Below are 18856 nucleotides of genomic sequence, written 5' to 3' on the forward strand. Positions count from 1 at the left end.
TTTTACCCCCGCCCCAGGTTTCTAGCCGGTGAAGCCGTAGTCCCGGCTAGCGCCCTCGGGCGTTATCATCCCTTCCTCGATATCGCGGCGGACCTTGGCGGGATCGCGTGTCGCGGGCGCGCCGAGCCCGGCGCCGCCCGGGATTTCCAGCACGAGCCGCTCGCCCGCCGGAATCGCCTGAAGCCCCTTGGCGCGCATGGTCTTGCCGCCCGACGTCGTGACTTTGCCCGCCGCTCCGTCATGCCCGCCGTCGCGGCCCCTGGCGGGGCGTTCGACCCGTTCGAACATGGCGAGCACTTCGAAGCCGCTGCCGTCGCGCATGCCCACTTCCACCGTCTGGCCCAGACCGCCGCGGCGTTCGCCGGGGCCGCCGCTGTCGGCGCGCAGTTCCTTGCGCCAGATGACGATGGGGGCCGAACTCTCGGTCACTTCCACCGGCATGGCGCGCACCCCGCTGGGGAAGGCGGTGCCGGACAGGCCGTCCTGCTCGGGCCGCGCGCCGGAACCGCCGGAGTTGAAGAAGATCGCATCGAAGCTCTCGCCCTGCCGCGCATTGCCCTGGGCGGGCAGGTTGCCGCGAAGCTGAACCGACCACAGGCACGAGCTGCCCTCTGCGGGAACGCGGTCGGGGATCGCCTGAGAGAGGCACCCGAACACGAGGTCCGGCAGCATCTGCCCGATGACGTGGCGGGCCGCGACCGGCCATGGCCGCTGGACGTTGAGGATCGAACCTTCCGGCGCGGTGACGACGAAAGGATCGAGCGCGCCGAAGTTGTTGGGCACGTCTGGCGAGATCACGCAGCGCAGGCCGAACACGGTGTAGGCGCGGCAGTAGTTGAGCACGACATTGATGCCGCGCGGTAGGCAGGGATCGGTGCCTTCGTAGTCCATCGACAGGGTATCCCCGGCGATGGTCAGCGTGCCCACCAGCGTCACCGGCTTGTCGTAACCGTCGATCACCAGGGTGCTGGTCCACTGGCCGTCAGGCAGCCTGGCGATCTCGGCGCGGGTTGCCGCCAGCGAGCGCTCGATGATGTAGTCCGCCACTTGCGCAAGGTCGGCCATGGCGAATTCGCCCAGCATGGCGCTGAGCCGCCGCGATGCCGCCTCGTTGCTGGTGATGTAGGACAGGACATCGCCCTTGACCTGCATCGGCATGCGCACGTTCTGGCACAGGATATCGATGAGATCCTGGTTGATCCGGCCCGCGTCCGCCAGCTTCAGCAGGGGGATCTGGAGCCCTTCCTCGTAGATCGAGCGGCCGTCCGGCCCTTGCCCGAGCCCGCCGATGTCGACCTGGTGGCAGCACACGCCGAACAGGCCGACGACCCGCCCGTCATGGAACGCGGGCGAAACCACGGTGACGTCGTGCAGGTGCCCCGCCGTGAGCCATGGGTCGTTGGTGATGAAATGGTCGCCCGGCTTCATCGTGGCGACCGGGAACTTGGCCAGGAAGTGGCGCACGCCCTCTGCCATCGAATTGACGTGGCCGGGTGTGCCGGTAACCGCCTCGGCTATGAGACGGCCTTCGAGGTCGAACAACGCGGCGGACAGATCGCCCGCGTCGCGCACGGTGGTGGAGAAAGCGGTGCGCATCAGCGTCTGCGCCTGTTCCTCGACGATCGAGATCAGGCGCGTCCAGATCACCTGCATGCGCAGTTCGGTGAGGGCGGTGCCGGCGGAAGTCTGGCTCATCGGGAAAGTCCTTGGTCGCGGCGGGTCAGTACGAGATAGCCGCGTTCATCCATGCGCCCGTTGAAGCGGGGGGAGACGACGGTGGTGGTCTCGCGCTCTGCGACGAGGGCGGGGCCGGAGAACCGGTCTCCGGGCCGCATCTCCTCGCGGGCATAGAGTGCGAAGTCGAGCGCTTCGCCGGTGGCCGGGTCGATCACCTTGCGGCTTCCGACGGGCGCGGCATCGCGCGGCGTCGCTTCGGCCGCCGCCGCCTCCGAGGCGAAACCGCCCGCGCCGACAGTGACGCGCCATGTCAGCATCTCGATCGGCAGGTCGAGCACCATGCCGCCGTATTGCGCACGGTATGCCTGTTCGAACGCCTCCCTGAGCACGGCGATATCGCCGGGGCCAAGCGTGCGGGTGGGGAACTCGAAGGGGATTTCGTAGCCCTGTCCCTGATAACGGGCGAGGCAGACGCGCTTTTCCGTCTGCTTCGCACCGGGCGCCCCGGCGCTCACAAGGTTTCGCGCCTCGCCTGCCATCTCATCAAGCAGAGCGTTCAGCCTGTCGATGTCCACCGCGTCCAGCCGCATGGTGAGGCTGCGCGCGACTTCGTAGGAGACCGGCGCGCGCAGGAAGCCCACTGCCGAACCGACCCCTGCGCCGGAGGGAATGATGACGGTGCCGATGCCCAGCTTTTCGGCGAAGCTGACCGCGTGCAGCGGGGCCGCGCCGCCGAAGGCGATGAGGCTGCGTTCGTCCAGGGTCATGCCCTGTTCCACCGCGTGGACGCGGGCCGCGCTTGCCATGGTCTCGTCGACGATCTCGCTGACGCCGACGGCGAGGGTTTCGGCGCGGCCGTCCCAGAGGCCGAGCCCGGCCAGCGCTGCCTGCGCGTTTTCGGGCCTGAGGGTGACCTTGCCGCCCGCGAAGCGCGAAGGGTCGATGCGGCCCAGGGTAATGTCGGCATCGGTCACGGTGGGCCGCTCTCCGCCCCGTCCATAAGCGGCGGGGCCGGGCTCGGAGCCGGCGCTGTGCGGGCCGACGGCGAGGCGTCCGGCACTGTCGACCGAGGCGATCGAACCGCCGCCCGCGCCGATCTCCACCATCTCGACGACGGGGATGCGCAGCGGCAGGCCGCTGCCCTTGCGGAAGCGGTGGACGCGGCCGACCTCGAAGACCTGCGAGGTCTGCGGGGCGCCGTCGTTGATGAGGCATATCTTGGCCGTGGTGCCGCCGACATCGAGGGCGAGCACGCGGTCCGCGCCGCATTCCGCCGCGACCGAGGCCGCGAAGATGGCGCCGCCCGCCGGGCCGCTTTCGACCAGCCTCACCGGGAAGCGCGCGGCGGTATCGACCGTGGTGAGCCCGCCCGAGGACAGCATGAGGTAGAGCGGGCAGGTGAAGCCCATTTCGGTGAGACGGCCTTCGAGGCGGCGCAGATAGGCGTCTACGAGGGGCTGGACATAGGCATTGGCCGTCGTCGTCGAGAACCGCTCGTATTCGCGCATTTCCGGCGAGACCTCGCAGGAGAGCGAGATCGAGACGCCGGGCATTTCCTCGCGCAGGATTTCGGCCGCGCGCTTCTCGTGCGCATCGTTGACGTAGCTGTGGAGGAAGGCGACCGCGACGCTTTCAACGCCCTGATCGCGAAATGCGGCGGCGGCGGTGCGCACGGCGTCCTCGTCCAGCGGGACGAGCACTTCGCCCAGCGCATCGAGCCGCTCCGGCACGCCGAGGCGCAGGCGGCGCGGCACCAGCGGGGCGGGTTTTTCCATGCCGATGTCGTACTGGTCGAACCGGCTTTCCGTGCCGAGCGCCAGCGCGTCGCGGAACCCCTCTGTGGTAAGCATGGCCACGGTCACGCCGCGCCGCTCGATCAGGGCATTGGTGGCCAGCGTGGTGCCATGGACGACCAGCGAGACGTCGGCCGGTTCGATTCCCGCTTCGGCAAGCAGCAGCGTCACCCCGTCGAGCAGTGCCCGTTCGGGGGCATCGTAAGTGGTGAGCAGTTTGGTGGAATGGCGCCGCTCGCCGATTTCGAGCACGACGTCGGTGAAGGTGCCGCCGATGTCGGCGCCGATCTTTGCGGTCATATGGGGCTCAGTTGTAGGCTTCATGAGGATTCTTGGAGAGCTGGCTGTAAAAACGGGCGAGGTGGTCGGCGACGCGGACGGGCGCATAGCGCGGGCCTTCGCCCAGCAGTTCGGGCAGGGGCGCCACGGTCACCGTGCGGTCCGGATTGGCGAAATAGGGGACCGAAAAACGCTCCACGTCGGTGCGGTTGCGCACGCGGTGGTAGTTCGAGATGAAGCGGCCGTTGGACCACCACATCATCATGTCGCCGACATTGATGGTGAAGGCGCCCGGGATCGGCGGTGCCTGTATCCATGCCCCGTCGCGGCGCTTGACCTCGAGCCCGCCAATCGCGCCCTGGGCCAGGATCGTAAACGGACCTTCGTCGGTATGGGAGATCATGTTGGACACGTCGGTGTCCGCGCTGTCCGGGAGCACGGGGTAATAGTTCAGGCTGAGCTGCGAAGGCGGCTGGCTGAACCAGTCGTCGAACCGGCTTTCCTCCAGCCCGAGGCCAAGCGCGAAGGCGCGCAGCAGTTCGCGGCCAAGGGCCAGCATGGCGCCGAGATAGTCCTCTCCGGCCTCGCGGAATGCGGCCATGCCTTCGGGCCAGCGGTTTGCCTGGTCGAAGATACGGGCATGTTCCATGTCGCCCGGATCGGCGGGCCATTCGTGCTGGAGGCGGTACTGCTCGAACATCCGGGTATTGCGCGAAAGGGGCTGGCGTTCCGGCATCGGGATATAGCCGCGATACCATTCGGGCGTGGCATGGGCGCCGGCACGTTCGGCGGCGGGGCGGGCGAAGAAGTCGGCGGCGGCGGCGAAGATCGCGTCGATCACCGCCTGCGGCACACCGTGCCCGGTGAGGTAGAAGAAGCCGATCTCCTCGCAGGCCCGCGCGATCTCGCTTGCCACCGTGCGGCGGGCTTCCGGATCGCCGCTCAGGAACGGCGCGAAGTCGATCACGGGAATTTCTTCGAGCGAGACGGCGGCTGCTGCCGCAATGTCGTCCTCGCTTCTTTCGCTACGGCTCATTATCGAGACTCCTTGATGGCGCGGGCCCCGGAAAACTGCGGAAAATCAGCCGGGAGCGGCAGGCCATGATCCATTCGCCGTGAACTGTTTAGGACAACACCCATGGCCCCGGCGGTGCTTTTTCGGTGCGGACCCGTCGCCTAATGGTCACCTTCCCGAACCGTGATCTTGCGCTACCAAGTCATCAGGGAAGCCCAATCAAGGACGATAAATGCGGATGACGCGCCGATGAGCCTCGAAGGCAAGGTTGCCATGGTGACGGGAGGGACGCGCGGTCTCGGCCTGGGCCTCGCACGGGCGCTTGGCCGCGCGGGCGCCGGCGTGGCGATCGTGGGCCGGGATGCGGCAACCGGAGAGCGGGCGGCGGCATCCCTCGTTGCCGAAGGGCTGAACGTCATCGCCTGCGCTGCGGACGTATCCGACGATGCCTCGATGTGCGAGGCTGCCGCCCGGACCGAACGGACACTGGGCGCGCCCGGCATACTGGTCTGTGCGGCCGGTGTCGGGGCGCCCCGCCGCCCGGTCTGGGAAGCGAGCCCGCAGGACTATCGCGGATGCTTCGACATCAACGTGCTGGGCGTGGTCAATGCCATGGCTGCCGTGATGCCCGGCATGACGGCGCGGGGCGAAGGGCGTGTCGTGGCCGTCGGCGGGACTTACGGGCACAAGGGCGTGGCCGGGTTCTCGCTCTATTCCGCGTCGAAATGGGCGCTGCGCGGGCTGGTGAAGTCCGCCGCGCTCGATGCGGCGCCGCACGGGGTGAGGGTCAACATGATCTCGCCCGGCGGGGTCGAGGGTGAGCGTATCCACCGCCTGTTCCGCGAAACCGCCCAGCGCAACGGCGAGCCCGAGGATGCGCCCCTGAAACGCTTCCTTTCCGGAACGGCGCTGGGCCGCCTCGTTACCGAGGACGATATCGCCGCAGCCCTGTTCCACCTCGTCGGACCGGCGGGGCGCATGATTACCGGGCAGGACATCGTCGTCGATTCCGGCACCGTCATCTAAGGAGACCTCACGAAGTGACCGATATCACCGGGTTCAAGCGCGATACCCAGGCACTCCACGCAGGCCGCGATCCGAAGAACAATTTCGGCGTCGTCAATCCGCCGGTCTACCACTGTTCGACAGTCCTGTTCGATTCCGTGGAGGCCCTGCTCGAAACGCGGCGCGACCGGGCCTCGGGCGCCTTCGAAGGCTTCACTTACGGACGCGAGGGCACGGTGACGACGCGTGCCTTCGAGGATGCGATCACCCTCCTGGAAGGCGGTTACCGCGCGATCACGACGAGCTGCGGCCTTGGCGCGATCTGCGCCTCGCTCACCGCGTTCCTTTCGGCGGGCGACCACTTGCTGATCGTCGACAGCCTCTACGGCCCAGCCCGCGATTTCTGCGAGAGCTTCCTGCGCAAGTTCGGCGTGGACGTGACCTATTACCGGCCGGACGTGGGCGCCGGGATCGCCGAGCTGTTTCAGCCGAACACCCGTGTCGTCTACATGGAGAGCCCCGGTTCGCTGACCTTCGAGATGACGGACGTTCCCGCGATCGCGAAGGAATGCCGGGCGCGGGGCATCTGGACGATCTTCGACAATACCTGGGGCTCGCCGATCAATTTCCGGCCGCTGGAGCACGGCGTGGACGTCTCGATCAATGCCGCGACGAAGTATATCTCAGGCCACTCCGACCTCATGCTCGGCATTGCCGTCACCACGGAGGATGCCTTCATCCCGGTCAAGAAAACCGCGTCGGCATCGGGATACTGCGCCGGGCCGGACGATATCTACATGGCCATGCGGGGCCTGCGGACCCTGCCGCTGCGCATGAAGCAGCATCATGCCTCGGGGCTGGCCATCGCCGAATGGTTGCAAGGCCGCCCCGAAGTCCACCGCGTCATGCATCCCGCGCTGCCGGGCGATCCCGGCCATGCGATCTGGCAGCGCGATTACGACGGCGCCTCCGGCCTGTTCGGCTTCGTGCTGGAAGCCTGCACGGACAAGCAGTTCGCTGCCTTCATGGACCATATGGACCTGTTCAAGCTCGGCTATTCCTGGGGCGGTTATGAAAGCCTCGTGGTGCCGACTTACCCGAACACCCTGCGTTCGGCGACGGAGTGGTCCGCCCCCGGCCCGGCCGTGCGCATCCATGTCGGCCTCGAAGCGGTGGAAGACCTGATCGCCGATCTCGAACGCGGCCTTGCACGCCTTGTCGCTGCCGCCTGACCCTACGGACACACGATAAATGACCCTGATCGACATTACCGCCGGCCCGTTCCGGTTCGTTGCCCGGCTGGAGGAGGAACTCGCTCCTGTCACCGCCGCCCGTTTCAAGGCGATGTTGCCTTACGACGAAAAGCTGATCCATGTCCGCTGGAGCGGCGAGGGCGTGTGGATTCCGCTGGGCGATGCGCACTACGACCTGCCCTGGGAAAATCCCACGCGCTATCCCGCGCCCGGCCAGTTCATCTTCTATCCCGGTGGCTACAGCGAGTGCGAGATCCTGCTTGCCTATGGCGGCGTGGCTTTCGCCAGCAAGCTCGGGCCGCTGGCGGGCATTCACTTCCTGACCATCGTGGAAGGGCTTGAGCATCTGCCCGAGCTGGGCCGAACGGTGCTCTGGGAAGGCGCGCAGGGCGTCAGCTTCCGGTTGAGGGATTGAAGCCATGGCAGTTCGCGACGAGAAACTGCTGATCGGCGGAGCATGGCTTCCGGCGGAATCCGGTGAAACCTTCGAAACCCGCAATCCGGCGACCGGCGAAGTGCTGGCCCGGATCGCGCGGGGCACGGCGGGTGATGTGGACCGTGCGGTCGATGCCGCGCGGCGCGCCTTCGAGGAAGGGCCATGGCCGCGCTTCTCGCCGGCCGATCGGCAGAAGCTGATCCTGGGCCTGGCCGACCTGCTGGAGCGCGATGCCGAGCAGTTCGCCCGGCTGGATACGCTGGAGATGGGCTCGCCGATCCGCCACACCCGCGGCTCGGTGGCGATGCTGGTAGACCTGCTGCGCTATTTCGCGGGTATCGCGCGGTCTGTCGAAGGCACCACGAACCGGCCGTCCGATCCCGGAACTTTCGCCTGCACGGTGAAGGAACCGGTTGGCGTTTGCGGGGCGATCATCCCTTGGAACGGACCGCTTTGGGCCAGTGTTCTCAAGCTCGGGCCGGTGCTCGCAAGCGGTTGCACGCTGGTGCTGAAGCCTGCCGAGGACGCCAGCCTCGCGCCGCTGCGCCTTGCGGAACTGGCGCTGGAAGCGGGCGTGCCGGAGGGCGTGTTCAACGTCGTCACCGGTTTCGGTGCCGAGGCCGGGGCGGCGCTCGCCGCGCATTCCGGGGTGGACAAGATCGCCTTCACCGGCTCGGAGGCGACGGGCCGCCGCATCGTCCAGGCTTCGGCGGGCAACCTCAAGCGGCTCTCGCTGGAACTGGGGGGCAAGTCTCCCAATATCGTGTTCGCCGATGCCGACCTCGAAGCGGCGGCGAAGACCGCGGTGATCGCGGCCTTCGCCAATTCCGGGCAGGTTTGCAGCGCTGGAACGCGTCTGTTCGTGGAGCGCGCGGTTCACCGCGAATTCGCCGCCGAAGTCGCGCGGATCGCGGGCACGCTGAAGATCGGCGATGGTCTCGATCCCGAAACCGACCTCGGCCCGCTGGTTTCGGCGCGTCAGCTTGAGCGCGTCTGCGGCCATATGGATGATGCGCTGGCGGCGGGCGCGGCGCCGCTCTCGGGCGGGGGCAGGCTGTCGGGCGCAGCCTACGACAAGGGCTTCTTCTTCCCGCCGACCGTTCTCGTCGAGGCCCGCGACGACATGCGCGCGGTGCGGGAGGAAATCTTCGGCCCGATCCTGGCGACGCTTCCTTTCGATAGCGAGGATGAAGTGATCGCCCGCGCCAATGCCACGGAATTCGGGCTCGGCGCCGGGGTCTGGACGAGCCATCTCGGCCGCGCGCACCGCATGGCCCGTGCGCTCAAGGCGGGCTCGGTCTGGGTGAACTGCTACAACCGGATCGACCCTGCGGTGCCGTCGGGCGGGATCAAGGCGAGCGGGCACGGCCGCGAATACGGCCGCCAGCACGTCGAGGAGCATTTCCAGACCAAGTCGATCTGGATCGACACGACTGTCTGAACAAGGAAGGTTTTCGGCGGGGCAGGCGATCCTGTCCCGCCGAAGTCAGATCGCCGAAGTCAGAGCCACTTCGGCACGACCGGCTTCTCGAATGCGGCCAGCGCATCGATCAGCGCTTCGGGATCGGCTTCGAGGACGATGCCCTTGCGATGTTCCGGCGGCAGGAACTTCTCTTCGATCATCTTGTCGATGAAGGCCATGAAGGGTTCGTGGAAGCCGCCGACATTGTAGAGGCCCACCGGCTTGTCGATCTCGCCGAGCTGGTTGAGCGTCCAGGCTTCCATGAATTCCTCAAGCGTGCCGATGCCGCCGGGCAGGGCGATGCAGGCGTCGGCGATCGACAGCATCCGTTCCTTGCGCACCCGCATGGATTCGACCACTTCGTGCAGCGAGAGGCCGGGGTGGAGGTGGCCCTTGTCGAACAGGCGCTGGTTGATGACGCCGTGGACGTGCCCGCCCTCTGCCAGGGCCGCATCGGCAAGAATGCCCATCAGCCCCTTGTGCGTGCCGCCATAGACGATCCCGATCCCCTTGCGGGCCAGTGCGCCTCCAAGCGCGGCGGCGGCATGTTCGTACTTGTCGCCCAGGCCGGTGTTGGAGCCGCAGAAGACGGCGACATGGCGGATTTCTCGCGGGGACTGGCTCATTCTGGGGGCGACTCTCGAAGCGATTAAGGGGTTCAAGGTCTATGTTCTAAAAACTGGCGCGGCAACGAGGTGTGCGGTGCGGTTTCGGCAACGAGCCGGGGTGGTCTCGGCAACACGCGGCGCGCGCGCGTTGAGGCATGACGCGGGAAGTGGCCGAAGGCTGCCGCAGCGAACGGTCCGCGAAAAGGGCCGAAGGGCGCGTAACGCCCGCGCGGCAAGCCGGACAGGGCCTCGGTTCGATGATTGACGGATTAGACGCCCATGACACCTGAACAGAACGATCTCGTCACCCTCAGCGGCCGCGACCGCCCGCTTGGCGCGCTGCTGCGGCGCTACTGGCAGCCGATCGCGCTGCTGGAGGAACTGGAGGGACCGCGCCCGGCCAAGGCGGTGAAAGTGCTGGGGCAGGACATGGTGCTGTTCCGCGACCAGGAGGGGCGGCTGGGCCTGCTCGATCGCGATTGTCCCCATCGCGGCGCCGACCTTGCCTTCGGGCGGCTCGAGGACGGCGGACTGCGCTGCCTGTTCCACGGCTGGCTGTTCGATGTGGACGGCAACTGCATCCAGACGCCGGGCGAACCGGCAGGCTCGAAGCTCTGCACGCGCGTCAGGCAGCGTGCCTATCCGGTGATCGAGCAGGCGGGCATGATCTTCGGCTTCCTGGGTGAAGGCGAGCCCACGGCTTTTCCGGGGCTGGACTGCTTCGCGGCGCCCGGCAGCCATGTCTTTGCCTTCAAGGGCTATCTCGACTGCAACTGGCTTCAGGCGCTCGAGGTGGGGATCGATCCGGCGCACGCCAGCTTTCTTCACCGTTTCTTCGAGGACGAGGAAGCGGATGCCTATGGCAAGCAGTTCCGCGCCCGTTCGGCCGACAGCGACATGACCATGATCCAGGTCCTGCGCGAGTTCGAGAACCCGGACATCACGATTTCACCGACAGACATCGGCTTCCGGCTCACCGCGCTGCGCCCGCTGCCTGAAGGGCAGACCCATGTGCGCATCACCAACCTGTTCTTCCCGCAGGCCTTCGTCATTCCGCTGTCGGAGACGATGACGATCACGCAGTGGCACGTGCCGATCGATGACACGAGCTGCTACTGGTACGCCGCCTTCACCAGCTTCACCGATGCGGTGGACAAGGAGGAGATGCGCCGCCAGCGGCTGACGCTTTACGAACTGCCGGACTACAAGCCGCGCCTCAACCGCGCGAATGATTACGGTTATGACTTGGTGGAGCAGAAGAGCCGGACTTACACGGGCATGGGCGAGGATATCAACGTTCACGACCAGTGGGCCGTGGAGTCCATGGGCCGTATCCAGGATCGCACGCGGGAGCATCTCGGCACGACCGACAAGGGCATCGTCGCGTATCGCACCATGCTGCTCAGGCAGCTCCGCAAGATGGAGAACGGCGAGCGTCCGCTGCTGGACCTGACGGCGGAAGAAGCGCTGGCGGTGGTGGATCCGGGCACGGTTGACGGGGTGGCGCCTGCCGGAGCCGATCTCGAGGCGTATTGGCGCGCTGTCGATGCCCGCCGCCGCGATGCCGCGCCCTGGGCGGCACCCGCGAACGCCGCCGAATAAGCGGGGAGCGCCATGACCGGATTTGTCGAGGCTTATGGCCTGTGGAACGAGGACCAGCGCCGCCTCGCCGCCGAAGTGCTGCGCCGGGTGGAGGCGGACGAGGTATCCACCGTGCGGCTCGTCTTTGCCGACATGCACGGCATCGCGCGCGGAAAGACCCTGCTGGCAGGCTCGCTGGAGGGCGCTTTCGAGGATGGCTGCGCGATCACCTCCACGCTGCTGCTCAAGGACACTGCGCACCGTACCGTAGCGCCGGTCTTCTCGGCCGGGGCGGGGATCGGCAATGCCGATCTCCAGGGCGGCGGCGATGTCGTCATGGTGCCCGATCCGGGGACGTTCCGCCTCCTGCCCTGGGCGCCCGGTACCGGGTGGATGCTTTGCGATCTCTACCACAATGACGGCCGCCCGGTGGTTTCATCCACCAGAAGGCTGGCGCGGGACGCCTCGGCTCGGCTGGCCGGGCGCGGGTTCGAATTCGTCAGCGGGCTGGAGGTGGAATTCTATCTCACCCGTCTGGAAGATGCGGCGCTGAGCCCCGAGGATGCCGGCCAGCCCGCGCGTCCGCCGCGTGTCTCGCTGCTTCACCAGGGTTACAATTACCTGACCGAGCAGCGCTACGACCAGATCGAGCCGATCGTCGATGTTCTGAGGCAGAACTGCCTGGCGCTGGGCCTGCCGCTGCATTCGATGGAAGTGGAATTCGGCCCGAGCCAGTGCGAATTCGTGTTCAAGGTCGGCTCCGGCATCGGCCCGGCCGACGACATGGTGCTGTTCCGTGGCATGGCCAAGCAGGTCGCCCGGCGGCATGGCTATCACGTCAGCTTCATGTGCCGCCCGCAGCTTCCCGAAGCCATGGCGAGCGGGTGGCATCTCCACCAGTCTCTGCGTGACCTGAAGACCGGAGCAAACGCCTTCGCGCCGCAAGACGGTGCGCCGGGGCTATCCGCGGTCGGGCGGCAGTTCCTGGCCGGATTGCTGGCGGGTGCGGCGGCGGCCACGCCGTTTTCGACCCCCACGATCAATGGCTACAAGCGCTACCGCCCGAACTCGCTGGCGCCAGACCGTCTTGCCTGGGCCGAGGACAATCGCGGCGCGCTGCTGCGGGTGCTCGCCAGGGGGCCTGCGAAGCTGCGCCGTATCGAGAACCGCGTGGGTGAGCCCGCAGCCAACCCCTATCTCTATCTCGCCTCCCAGATGGCGACCGGACTGGCGGGTATCGAGGCGGGACTGGAGCCGCCGGAATCGGTGGATTCTCCTTACGCTGCCGAGGCGGAGCGGCTTCCGCGCAGCCTTGAGGCGGCGCTGGACCTGCTGGATGACAGCACATTGCTGCGCGGTGCCTTCGGCAGCGATTTCGTGGATCATTTCCTGATGATCAAGCGCGCGGAAGTCATGCGCTACAACCAGACGGTGACCGACTGGGAGCACCGCGAATACTTCGACCTGTTCTGAATCGGAAAAAGGCGCGCCGTCCCAAATCGAACCGGGACGGCGCGGCCTTTGCACGGCGTTATAGCGTGGCGCCGCCGTCCACGACCAGTTCCTGCCCGGTGACGTTTCGTCCGCCTTCGCCGACGAGATAGAGTACCATGGCAACGATGTCCTCCATCTCGCTGGGGCGGTTGAGCGGAATGCCCATGTCCGCGACATAGGCCTTGAGCGCTTCCTCCTCGCTCAACCCGCGTTGCTGCGCCAGCGCCCGCCAGTTCGCCTTCATGCGCGGCACGGCGATGGGGCCGGGGGCGATGTAGTTCACGGTCACGCCGTCAGGCCCCGCTTCGAGGGCGGCACTGCGGGTCAGCCCGCGCAGGCCCCATTTCGAGGCGGAATAGCTCGATCGTCCGGCCCGGCCGCGCATGCCGTGGTTGCCGCCGATGTTGACGATCCTGCCCGATCCGGCCCGGCGCATGACCGGCAGCAGCCGCGAAAGCACGATGAACGGCGCGCGCAGGTTGGTGGCAACCGTGCTGTCGAATTCCTCAAGGCTGAATTCGCCGATCGGCGGCGATAGCGGCCCGGTATAGCCTGCCGCGTTCACCACGACGTCCACCGTCCCGCCCGACCAGTCGAGGAAGGCGTCCAGCGCCGCATTCAGGGCTTCGCCGTCGCGCACGTCGGCGGTGAGCACGAGTGCCTCGCCGCCGTCCGCGCGGATGATTTCGGCGGCGGCTTCCATTTCGGCGGTCCGCCGCGCGACGAGCGCAACGTCATAGCCCGCCGTGCCGAGCGAGAGTGCGATCTCGCGCCCGGTGCCCGCGCTGGCGCCGGTCACGAAAGCGACGGGGCGTTTGCCGGAGGCTCCCATCACTTGGCGTCCGCGAAGAACTTGCGCCTGGATTCGGCCTGGATCTTGTAGATCGAACTGCCCGCGCGCGAGGGGAAGGGGAGTTTGACGTAATTGTCCTCGAACCGGACTTCGGTGGTGGAAGGCCCGCTGACGATGCGGGATTCGTATTCTTCCCAATCGACCTTGTAGAACAGCGGGAATGCATCGCTGGCGGCATATTCGTAGAACAGGATCCGGCGCGGATCGCCCGAGCGGTTCACGCTCGATCCGTGCAGCGTCATCGGGTGGTGGAAGCTGACGGTGCCCGGAGGGCCTTCGAGCAGCGCGGCCCTGGACATGTCGAACTCCGCCGTGTCGACCGCGCCGCAGAAGAAGCCTTCCTCGTCGTGGTGATCCAGAAGCGGTCCCTTGTGGCTGCCGGGGATGACCTGCATCGCGCCATTGGCCGCGCTGGCGCCGTCGAGTATGATCGAGGCGACGCAAGTGGACATGTTGGTGTGCGGCGCGAAGGCCCAGTCCTGATGCCATTCCAGCGCGGCGCCGCCATTGGCCGACTTCATGTTGATCTTGGTATGGCTGAGCCGGACCAGCTTGCCGATGATCGCGGTGAGGATTTCCAGCACCTGCGGATTTCCTGCCTGCGCGGCGTAATAGGGGTCGATGCGGTTGGGCTTCTTGATGCGCTGGATCGTGCGTTGTCCATCGGCATCGGTGTCGAAATCGAACCAGGCATCGTCGCCTTCCGCCTCTGCGGCGCGGGCGGCGACTTCATCGGTCAGCGCGCGGAGCCTGTCCAGCACGGGCCCCTGCAACAGGCCGGGGACGACCACGTAGCCGTGCTCGTGATAGAAGGAAATGATCTCGTCGAGGTTCATGGCTCAGTCCTTGGGGAGAGGCAGGTCGGTGACGACCATATGCGCCTTGTAATGCGTGATGCAGAGCGGCAGGCGCGCGGCGCGCACCGCGTTCTGCCCGGTGGCGCCGCAGGCCCAGAATACCGGGACTTCGCCCGTATTCAGCCGGGTCAGGCCGTGCCCGCCGTAACTTTGGCCCAGATCGCCGATGCCGAGATCCCCGGGCAGGGCGAGCGATACCGGCGCGCCGTGGAACTGGGGGTAGCGGGCGGAAAGGATCGTTGCGCGCACGGCGTCTTCCGGCGAGAGCGCACGCATGGAGACGATCAGCCTGCCGCCGAACGGGCCGACCGGCACCGTTTCGCGCGCGGTCTCGTACATGGCGGAGACATTGCCTTCGTCCAGATGTCGCAGGCGCACGCCGTGGCTCTGCAGGATCGCCTCGAACGAGAACGAGCACCCCAGAACGAAGGACACAAGATCGTCTGCCCAGGCATGGCGGGCATCGCGCGGCGTCTCGGCCAGTTCGCCGTCCCGGAACACCATGTAACCGCCGGTGTCGCGCGCCAGGTCCATGTCGGCGGCGAGTTCGGGAATCTCGCGCGAGCCCGGCGCGCTGCGGCCCAGGATGGGCAGCGCCTGAGGGTTCGAACGGCAGTAGAGTTCGAAGGCGTCGGCATGGGCTTCGGGCACGGCAACGAGGTTGCCTTGCACATGGCCGCGCGCGACATGGTTGGTGAAGCCGGTGAAGCGCCCTTCGCGGATGGCGCGGCGCACGGCGGCCGGATCGTCGGTATCGAAGTCAGGCCGGGCGATGTCGATCAGGGATGCCTGGGTCATGCCAGCATAGATAGCCAACCAGGGTGTTGCCGAGAGTTGCTTTTTCATGCCTGAGCCGTTGCCGATCCGGCCATGGGCGGAATGAAAGCGCTCGTGCTTCGCTGCGCTTTTGCGGCAATGGAAAGGGCGAAAGCAATCATGGCAGGCATATTGGTAATCGGCGGGGCGAACGGACTGGGCGGAGAAATCGCGGCGGCCTTCGCAGAGGGAGGAGACCGCGTGCTGCTGGTGGACGAGTGTGCGGTTCCGGCGGGGATCGCGCCGGGCGTGGATTTCCTGAGGCTCGACCTTGCCGCCGCCGATACCGGCGCGCGGGCTGCGGCGGAGGCTGCGGGGCTTTTCGCGGGGATAGACAGTGTCGTCATCGCGGCGGCGGCCATGGAAAGCGCTCCGATCGCGCAGTGGACCGTCGCCATGTGGAACCAGGCCGCCGCCATCAACTTGCGGCTGCCGTTCCTGGTGACGCAGGCGGCCCAGCCCTGGCTTGCGCAGTCCGGCAACGCCAGCGTGACGATCGTTTCATCGACCGCGACGATGCGCGGGCAACCCTTCACTCATGCCTATCAGGCGACCAAGGCCGGTGTGGCGGGACTGGTGCGCAGCCTTGCCGCCGAACTCGGGCCGGAGGGGATCAGGGTGAACGCGGTGCTGGCGGGGTGGCTCGATACGCCGCTCACACGGGCCTATTGGGACGGCGTGGAGGATGCAGCGGCGCAGCGCGCGCAAGTGGACGGACGCATTCCGCTGCGCCGCCACGGGACGGCAGGCGAGGCTGCCGCGCTCGTGCGGTTCCTGGCATCCGGCGCGGCGAGTTACCTGACCGGGGCGATGCTTCCGGTGGACGGAGGCGATACCGCGGTGTGATCTGCCGCATGCGGCTGCGCCGCTTTTGCACTTGTTCTCGCACCCACCGTCGGAAGCGCGGCGAGGCAGGCGATCAGCCCGATCACGGCGATGGCGACGTAAGCGCTCCAGTGTGTGAGCGAGAAGTAGATCGTCGGCGTCAGGAACGAGGCGATCGAGACGAACTGGTTTACCAATCCCGCCACGCTGCCGCCCCCGATATCCTTGGTGGAAAGTGCGGGCATCGTCGCCATGCACACGCCGGTCGCGGCGCCGTAAGTGAAGAGCCAGGCCATGAGCCCGGCTATCGCCAGAACCAGCGGGCTGGTCGGCAGGAACAGCGCGGTCTGCGCCAGGATGCCGATGACCACCACGATGGCGAGCAGGCGCCGGGGCGGGAAATCGCGGGTGAGCAGCGCGCCGGTAACGGTTCCGCCCAGCAGGACGGCCGCGATCTTGGCGACGGCGACGATGCTTGCCGATGCGGCAAGCGAAACCCCGTGGACCTTGGCGATGTAGGTCGCCGCGGCAAGGCTGGTGCCGTAGGAGATCATCGCGGGCATCGCCATGGCAAGGCCGAGCATCAGGATTGCGGGATGGCGCAGCCCGGCGAACAGGCTCGTCAGTTTCTCCCGCGCGCTGGCGCCCCTTGCGCGAATCAGCGCGACATGGGGCAGCGCGAACGATCCGGCGGTGCAAAGCGCCATGAAGGCGCCGTGGAGCAGGATCGCCCAGCGCCACGCCTCGCCGGCGGTGAATGGCGCCGCGATCAGCAGGCCGAGCGAGAAGCCGGTCGGCGCGTAAGTGGACCAGAGCGTCATCGCCCTGGTTCGTGCCGTGCCTTCCAGCGCGCCGATCAGCATGGCGGCGCCGCCGTTGAGAATGCCCAGATAACCGATCCCCGCCAGCAGCACGCCGAAGTTGAGCAGCCAGATGTCGTGGGCCAGCCACACTATCGCATCGGCCAGCACGAATACGGGCGATGTCAGCAGCAGGACGAGGCGAGGGCCGAGGCGGTCCACCACGCCGCCGCCGATGGTGGCGACGATCGCTGCCGGAAGCGAGAAGAGTGCTATCGTCAGGCCGATCGCCGAGGCCGGGGCGTGCAGCGATGCCGTGATCCGCAGCGCCAGCGGCGAGAGGATGCCGACGAGAGCCATGCTGCCCAGCCCGATGGCGTAGACGAGGGCTACGGTCGTCCAGTTCCCTCGCGGTCCGGTGCTTGCCATCGACACTGCCATTGCGACCATCTCCTTGTTCGCCTCGGAAGATAGGCCGGGGTCATGATCGGACAAGGCGGGTTCGGAATCTGCACCGAGGCGTATACTTTTCGGTGAAGCGGTCCGCGGCCGATCCGGCGGGGCGTTGCCGCAGATGCAATGGGGCGATGCGGGAACGGCGTCCGCATGGCCGGTGGAAAGGGCGTAGGCTCGCGGCAGCATCAGCTCGCGATCAGAAGGAGCGAACGATCTCGACATGAAGAACAGGCCCCACATGAAGACCCGCCTTTCGCATATGGCCCTGCTGGCGGCGGTTTCGCTGGCGGCGGGCGTTCCGCTGACCGCACAGGCACAGGCAGGATCGGCCGACCTCGGCCATATCGACGGCGACGGCGGCGTGACCGATTTCTACCGCTGGGACGGAACCATCGGCGCGCCGGGCCGGATGCTGCGGCAGGAAGCCCTGCCTGCCGAACGCACCCAGCCCGAGGCCGGCAAGGCGATGCGGGTGCTCTACAGCTCGACAAGCGGTGTAGGGCAAGGGGCCGTCGCGGTTTCCGGCATGCTGTTCCTGCCCAAGGGCAAGCCGCCGAAGGGTGGCTGGCCTATCGTCACCTGGGCGCATGGCACGACTGGTTTTGCCGATGTCTGCGCGCCTTCGTGGACCGGCACTTCGGAGCGCGACAAGGAGTATCTCGAAAAGTGGCTCGCGGCCGGTTTCGCGGTTGTCGCCAGCGATTACGAGGGGCTGGGAACCAAGGGCGTCCACCCGTACCTGATCTGGCGTTCGGAGGGACGCTCGGTGCTCGATGCGGCACGGGCGGCGCTGGGCGCATATCCCGCCGCGCTGTCCAATCGTGTACTGGTCGTCGGCCAGTCTCAGGGATCGGGCGCGGCGCTGGGGGCGACCTATCTGGCGAAGAGCTATGCGCCGCAGCTCCACATGCTGGGCACCGTGGCGACCGGACTGGTCATGACTTTCGATACCCCGCACACGGCCGACTACGTTGCCAAGTCCAATACTCTCACCGATCCGCACTACATGCCTCCCGGTTTCGCCATGCTGCGGATCGCGGGGATCGACCGGGCGCTCCATCCCGATCTGGACCCGGCCGATTTCGTGAAGCCCGCCGGCCGCCCGCTGCTGCGGACATCGCGCAAGGCCTGCCTGCACGATCTCTTCGCGCAGGCCGACAAGGAGGGGCTGACTGGGCAGCAGGTCTTCGTCGAGAATATCGATCCGATAGACGGGACGATGAGCGCCAACTTCGATTTCCCCGATGGCCGAATGCCCGGCCCGATCTTTGCCGGTACGGGCCTTGCGGACGACATGGCGGGGACGCAGGGACAGTACAACGCCGTCAAGGCGATGTGCGCGGCGGGCAGCAACATCCAGTGGCATACTTATCCCGGCGAGGATCACGGCAGCGCGGTGAATGCTTCGGCGCGCGATTCGATCCCCTTCGCGCGGGCCCTGCTGGCGGGAAAGGTGCCGCAATCCAATTGCGCGTCCATCACCCCGCCCGGTCCGGTCCAGAAGAAGGCCGCCACCAGCAGCTGATCCGAACGCCCTTTCCGCAAGAACGAAGGCCCCTGCCATTGGCGGGGGCCTTTTATTTTGGGCGCCGCCGCACAGAGCGGCTGCACGAACGAGAACGGCGGGAGCATCTCTGCCCCCGCCG

Annotated in this window: 16 protein-coding genes; 8 read left to right on the forward strand and 8 right to left on the reverse strand. The window is 67.1% G+C overall.

Features of this window, described 5'->3' with window-relative positions; all coding sequences use genetic code 11:
- Positions 1–21: 21 nt before the first annotated feature.
- From ACLIMP_RS18895 to ACLIMP_RS18905, 3 genes are read right to left on the reverse strand one after another with little or no spacing between them, the layout of a single operon-like run.
- Complete coding sequence (locus tag ACLIMP_RS18895) at positions 22–1695, reverse strand: hydantoinase B/oxoprolinase family protein (RefSeq protein ID WP_324699499.1); 1674 nt, start codon at positions 1693–1695, stop codon at positions 22–24.
- Positions 1692–3770, reverse strand: coding sequence for a hydantoinase/oxoprolinase family protein (locus tag ACLIMP_RS18900; RefSeq protein ID WP_324699500.1), 2079 nt, complete (start codon positions 3768–3770; stop codon positions 1692–1694). The genes ACLIMP_RS18895 and ACLIMP_RS18900 overlap by 4 nt, the downstream gene beginning before the upstream one ends.
- A gap of 7 nt (positions 3771–3777) precedes the next feature.
- Complete coding sequence (locus tag ACLIMP_RS18905; protein ID WP_324699501.1) at positions 3778–4785, reverse strand: isopenicillin N synthase family dioxygenase; 1008 nt, start codon at positions 4783–4785, stop codon at positions 3778–3780.
- Positions 4786–5013: 228 nt separating this feature from the next.
- Between ACLIMP_RS18905 and ACLIMP_RS18910 the strand changes: the two genes are divergently transcribed.
- The 4 genes from ACLIMP_RS18910 to ACLIMP_RS18925 are packed head-to-tail and all read left to right on the forward strand — an operon-like array spanning position 5014 to position 8899.
- On the forward strand, positions 5014–5790 hold the full coding sequence (locus ACLIMP_RS18910; protein WP_132468898.1) for an SDR family NAD(P)-dependent oxidoreductase: 777 nt from the start codon (positions 5014–5016) through the stop codon (positions 5788–5790).
- A gap of 14 nt (positions 5791–5804) precedes the next feature.
- A complete protein-coding gene (gene metC / locus ACLIMP_RS18915) occupies positions 5805–7001 on the forward strand; it encodes a cystathionine beta-lyase (protein ID WP_324699502.1) in 1197 nt (398 codons plus the stop codon).
- A 19-nt stretch (positions 7002–7020) separates the two neighbouring features.
- Complete coding sequence (locus tag ACLIMP_RS18920; RefSeq protein ID WP_054441779.1) at positions 7021–7437, forward strand: DUF3830 family protein; 417 nt, start codon at positions 7021–7023, stop codon at positions 7435–7437.
- A 4-nt stretch (positions 7438–7441) separates the two neighbouring features.
- On the forward strand, positions 7442–8899 hold the full coding sequence (locus tag ACLIMP_RS18925; protein ID WP_324699503.1) for an aldehyde dehydrogenase family protein: 1458 nt from the start codon (positions 7442–7444) through the stop codon (positions 8897–8899).
- A 59-nt stretch (positions 8900–8958) separates the two neighbouring features.
- Here ACLIMP_RS18925 and ACLIMP_RS18930 read toward each other — a convergent pair whose 3' ends face one another.
- The gene (locus tag ACLIMP_RS18930; RefSeq protein ID WP_324699504.1) at positions 8959–9546 is read right to left on the reverse strand and encodes an LOG family protein; all 588 of its coding nucleotides are present in this window, start codon (positions 9544–9546) and stop codon (positions 8959–8961) included.
- Between the two features lie 261 nt (positions 9547–9807).
- On the opposite strand from ACLIMP_RS18930, the gene ACLIMP_RS18935 reads away from it, so the two are divergent.
- Both ACLIMP_RS18935 and ACLIMP_RS18940 read left to right on the forward strand, forming a co-directional pair.
- Positions 9808–11130: an aromatic ring-hydroxylating dioxygenase subunit alpha gene (locus ACLIMP_RS18935; protein ID WP_324699505.1), complete on the forward strand. Its 1323-nt coding sequence runs from the start codon at positions 9808–9810 to the stop codon at positions 11128–11130.
- 12 nt (positions 11131–11142) lie between these two features.
- The gene (locus ACLIMP_RS18940) at positions 11143–12582 is read left to right on the forward strand and encodes a glutamine synthetase family protein (protein ID WP_324699506.1); all 1440 of its coding nucleotides are present in this window, start codon (positions 11143–11145) and stop codon (positions 12580–12582) included.
- A gap of 58 nt (positions 12583–12640) precedes the next feature.
- Here ACLIMP_RS18940 and ACLIMP_RS18945 read toward each other — a convergent pair whose 3' ends face one another.
- From ACLIMP_RS18945 to ACLIMP_RS18955, 3 genes are read right to left on the reverse strand one after another with little or no spacing between them, the layout of a single operon-like run.
- The gene (locus ACLIMP_RS18945; protein WP_324699998.1) at positions 12641–13435 is read right to left on the reverse strand and encodes an SDR family NAD(P)-dependent oxidoreductase; all 795 of its coding nucleotides are present in this window, start codon (positions 13433–13435) and stop codon (positions 12641–12643) included.
- A complete protein-coding gene (locus ACLIMP_RS18950; protein ID WP_324699507.1) occupies positions 13435–14292 on the reverse strand; it encodes a phytanoyl-CoA dioxygenase family protein in 858 nt (285 codons plus the stop codon). The genes ACLIMP_RS18945 and ACLIMP_RS18950 overlap by 1 nt, the downstream gene beginning before the upstream one ends.
- A 3-nt stretch (positions 14293–14295) precedes the next feature.
- Positions 14296–15111, reverse strand: coding sequence for a D-glutamate cyclase family protein (locus tag ACLIMP_RS18955; protein WP_185999574.1), 816 nt, complete (start codon positions 15109–15111; stop codon positions 14296–14298).
- 138 nt (positions 15112–15249) lie between these two features.
- Here ACLIMP_RS18955 and ACLIMP_RS18960 point away from each other — a divergent pair, with 138 nt between their 5' ends.
- The gene (locus ACLIMP_RS18960; protein ID WP_324699508.1) at positions 15250–15975 is read left to right on the forward strand and encodes an SDR family NAD(P)-dependent oxidoreductase; all 726 of its coding nucleotides are present in this window, start codon (positions 15250–15252) and stop codon (positions 15973–15975) included.
- Here the strand turns inward: ACLIMP_RS18960 and ACLIMP_RS18965 are convergent.
- A complete protein-coding gene (locus ACLIMP_RS18965; protein WP_324699509.1) occupies positions 15924–17195 on the reverse strand; it encodes an MFS transporter in 1272 nt (423 codons plus the stop codon). The two genes, ACLIMP_RS18960 and ACLIMP_RS18965, sit on opposite strands and share 52 nt — an antisense overlap.
- Positions 17196–17430: 235 nt before the next feature.
- Between ACLIMP_RS18965 and ACLIMP_RS18970 the strand changes: the two genes are divergently transcribed.
- Positions 17431–18735 carry a lipase family protein gene (locus ACLIMP_RS18970; RefSeq protein WP_324699510.1) on the forward strand — a complete coding sequence of 435 codons (1305 nt, stop codon included), beginning with the start codon at positions 17431–17433 and terminating at the stop codon, positions 18733–18735.
- Positions 18736–18856 lie beyond the last annotated feature (121 nt).

This window comes from Novosphingobium aeonii, from assembly GCF_052279045.1.
GTDB lineage: Bacteria > Pseudomonadota > Alphaproteobacteria > Sphingomonadales > Sphingomonadaceae > Novosphingobium.

Bases quoted from the DNA above. Each gene is read 5' to 3' on its own strand.
- ACLIMP_RS18895 (WP_324699499.1), bottom strand. From the start codon at position 1,695: ATGAGCCAGACTTCCGCCGGCACCGCCCTCACCGAACTGCGCATGCAG.
- ACLIMP_RS18900 (WP_324699500.1), bottom strand. From the start codon at position 3,770: ATGACCGCAAAGATCGGCGCCGACATCGGCGGCACCTTCACCGACGTC.
- ACLIMP_RS18905 (WP_324699501.1), bottom strand. From the start codon at position 4,785: ATGAGCCGTAGCGAAAGAAGCGAGGACGACATTGCGGCAGCAGCCGCC.
- ACLIMP_RS18910 (WP_132468898.1), top strand. From the start codon at position 5,014: ATGAGCCTCGAAGGCAAGGTTGCCATGGTGACGGGAGGGACGCGCGGT.
- ACLIMP_RS18920 (WP_054441779.1), top strand. From the start codon at position 7,021: ATGACCCTGATCGACATTACCGCCGGCCCGTTCCGGTTCGTTGCCCGG.
- ACLIMP_RS18925 (WP_324699503.1), top strand. From the start codon at position 7,442: ATGGCAGTTCGCGACGAGAAACTGCTGATCGGCGGAGCATGGCTTCCG.
- ACLIMP_RS18930 (WP_324699504.1), bottom strand. From the start codon at position 9,546: ATGAGCCAGTCCCCGCGAGAAATCCGCCATGTCGCCGTCTTCTGCGGC.
- ACLIMP_RS18935 (WP_324699505.1), top strand. From the start codon at position 9,808: ATGACACCTGAACAGAACGATCTCGTCACCCTCAGCGGCCGCGACCGC.
- ACLIMP_RS18940 (WP_324699506.1), top strand. From the start codon at position 11,143: ATGACCGGATTTGTCGAGGCTTATGGCCTGTGGAACGAGGACCAGCGC.
- ACLIMP_RS18945 (WP_324699998.1), bottom strand. From the start codon at position 13,435: ATGGGAGCCTCCGGCAAACGCCCCGTCGCTTTCGTGACCGGCGCCAGC.
- ACLIMP_RS18950 (WP_324699507.1), bottom strand. From the start codon at position 14,292: ATGAACCTCGACGAGATCATTTCCTTCTATCACGAGCACGGCTACGTG.
- ACLIMP_RS18955 (WP_185999574.1), bottom strand. From the start codon at position 15,111: ATGACCCAGGCATCCCTGATCGACATCGCCCGGCCTGACTTCGATACC.
- ACLIMP_RS18960 (WP_324699508.1), top strand. From the start codon at position 15,250: ATGGCAGGCATATTGGTAATCGGCGGGGCGAACGGACTGGGCGGAGAA.
- ACLIMP_RS18965 (WP_324699509.1), bottom strand. From the start codon at position 17,195: ATGGCAGTGTCGATGGCAAGCACCGGACCGCGAGGGAACTGGACGACC.
- ACLIMP_RS18970 (WP_324699510.1), top strand. From the start codon at position 17,431: ATGAAGAACAGGCCCCACATGAAGACCCGCCTTTCGCATATGGCCCTG.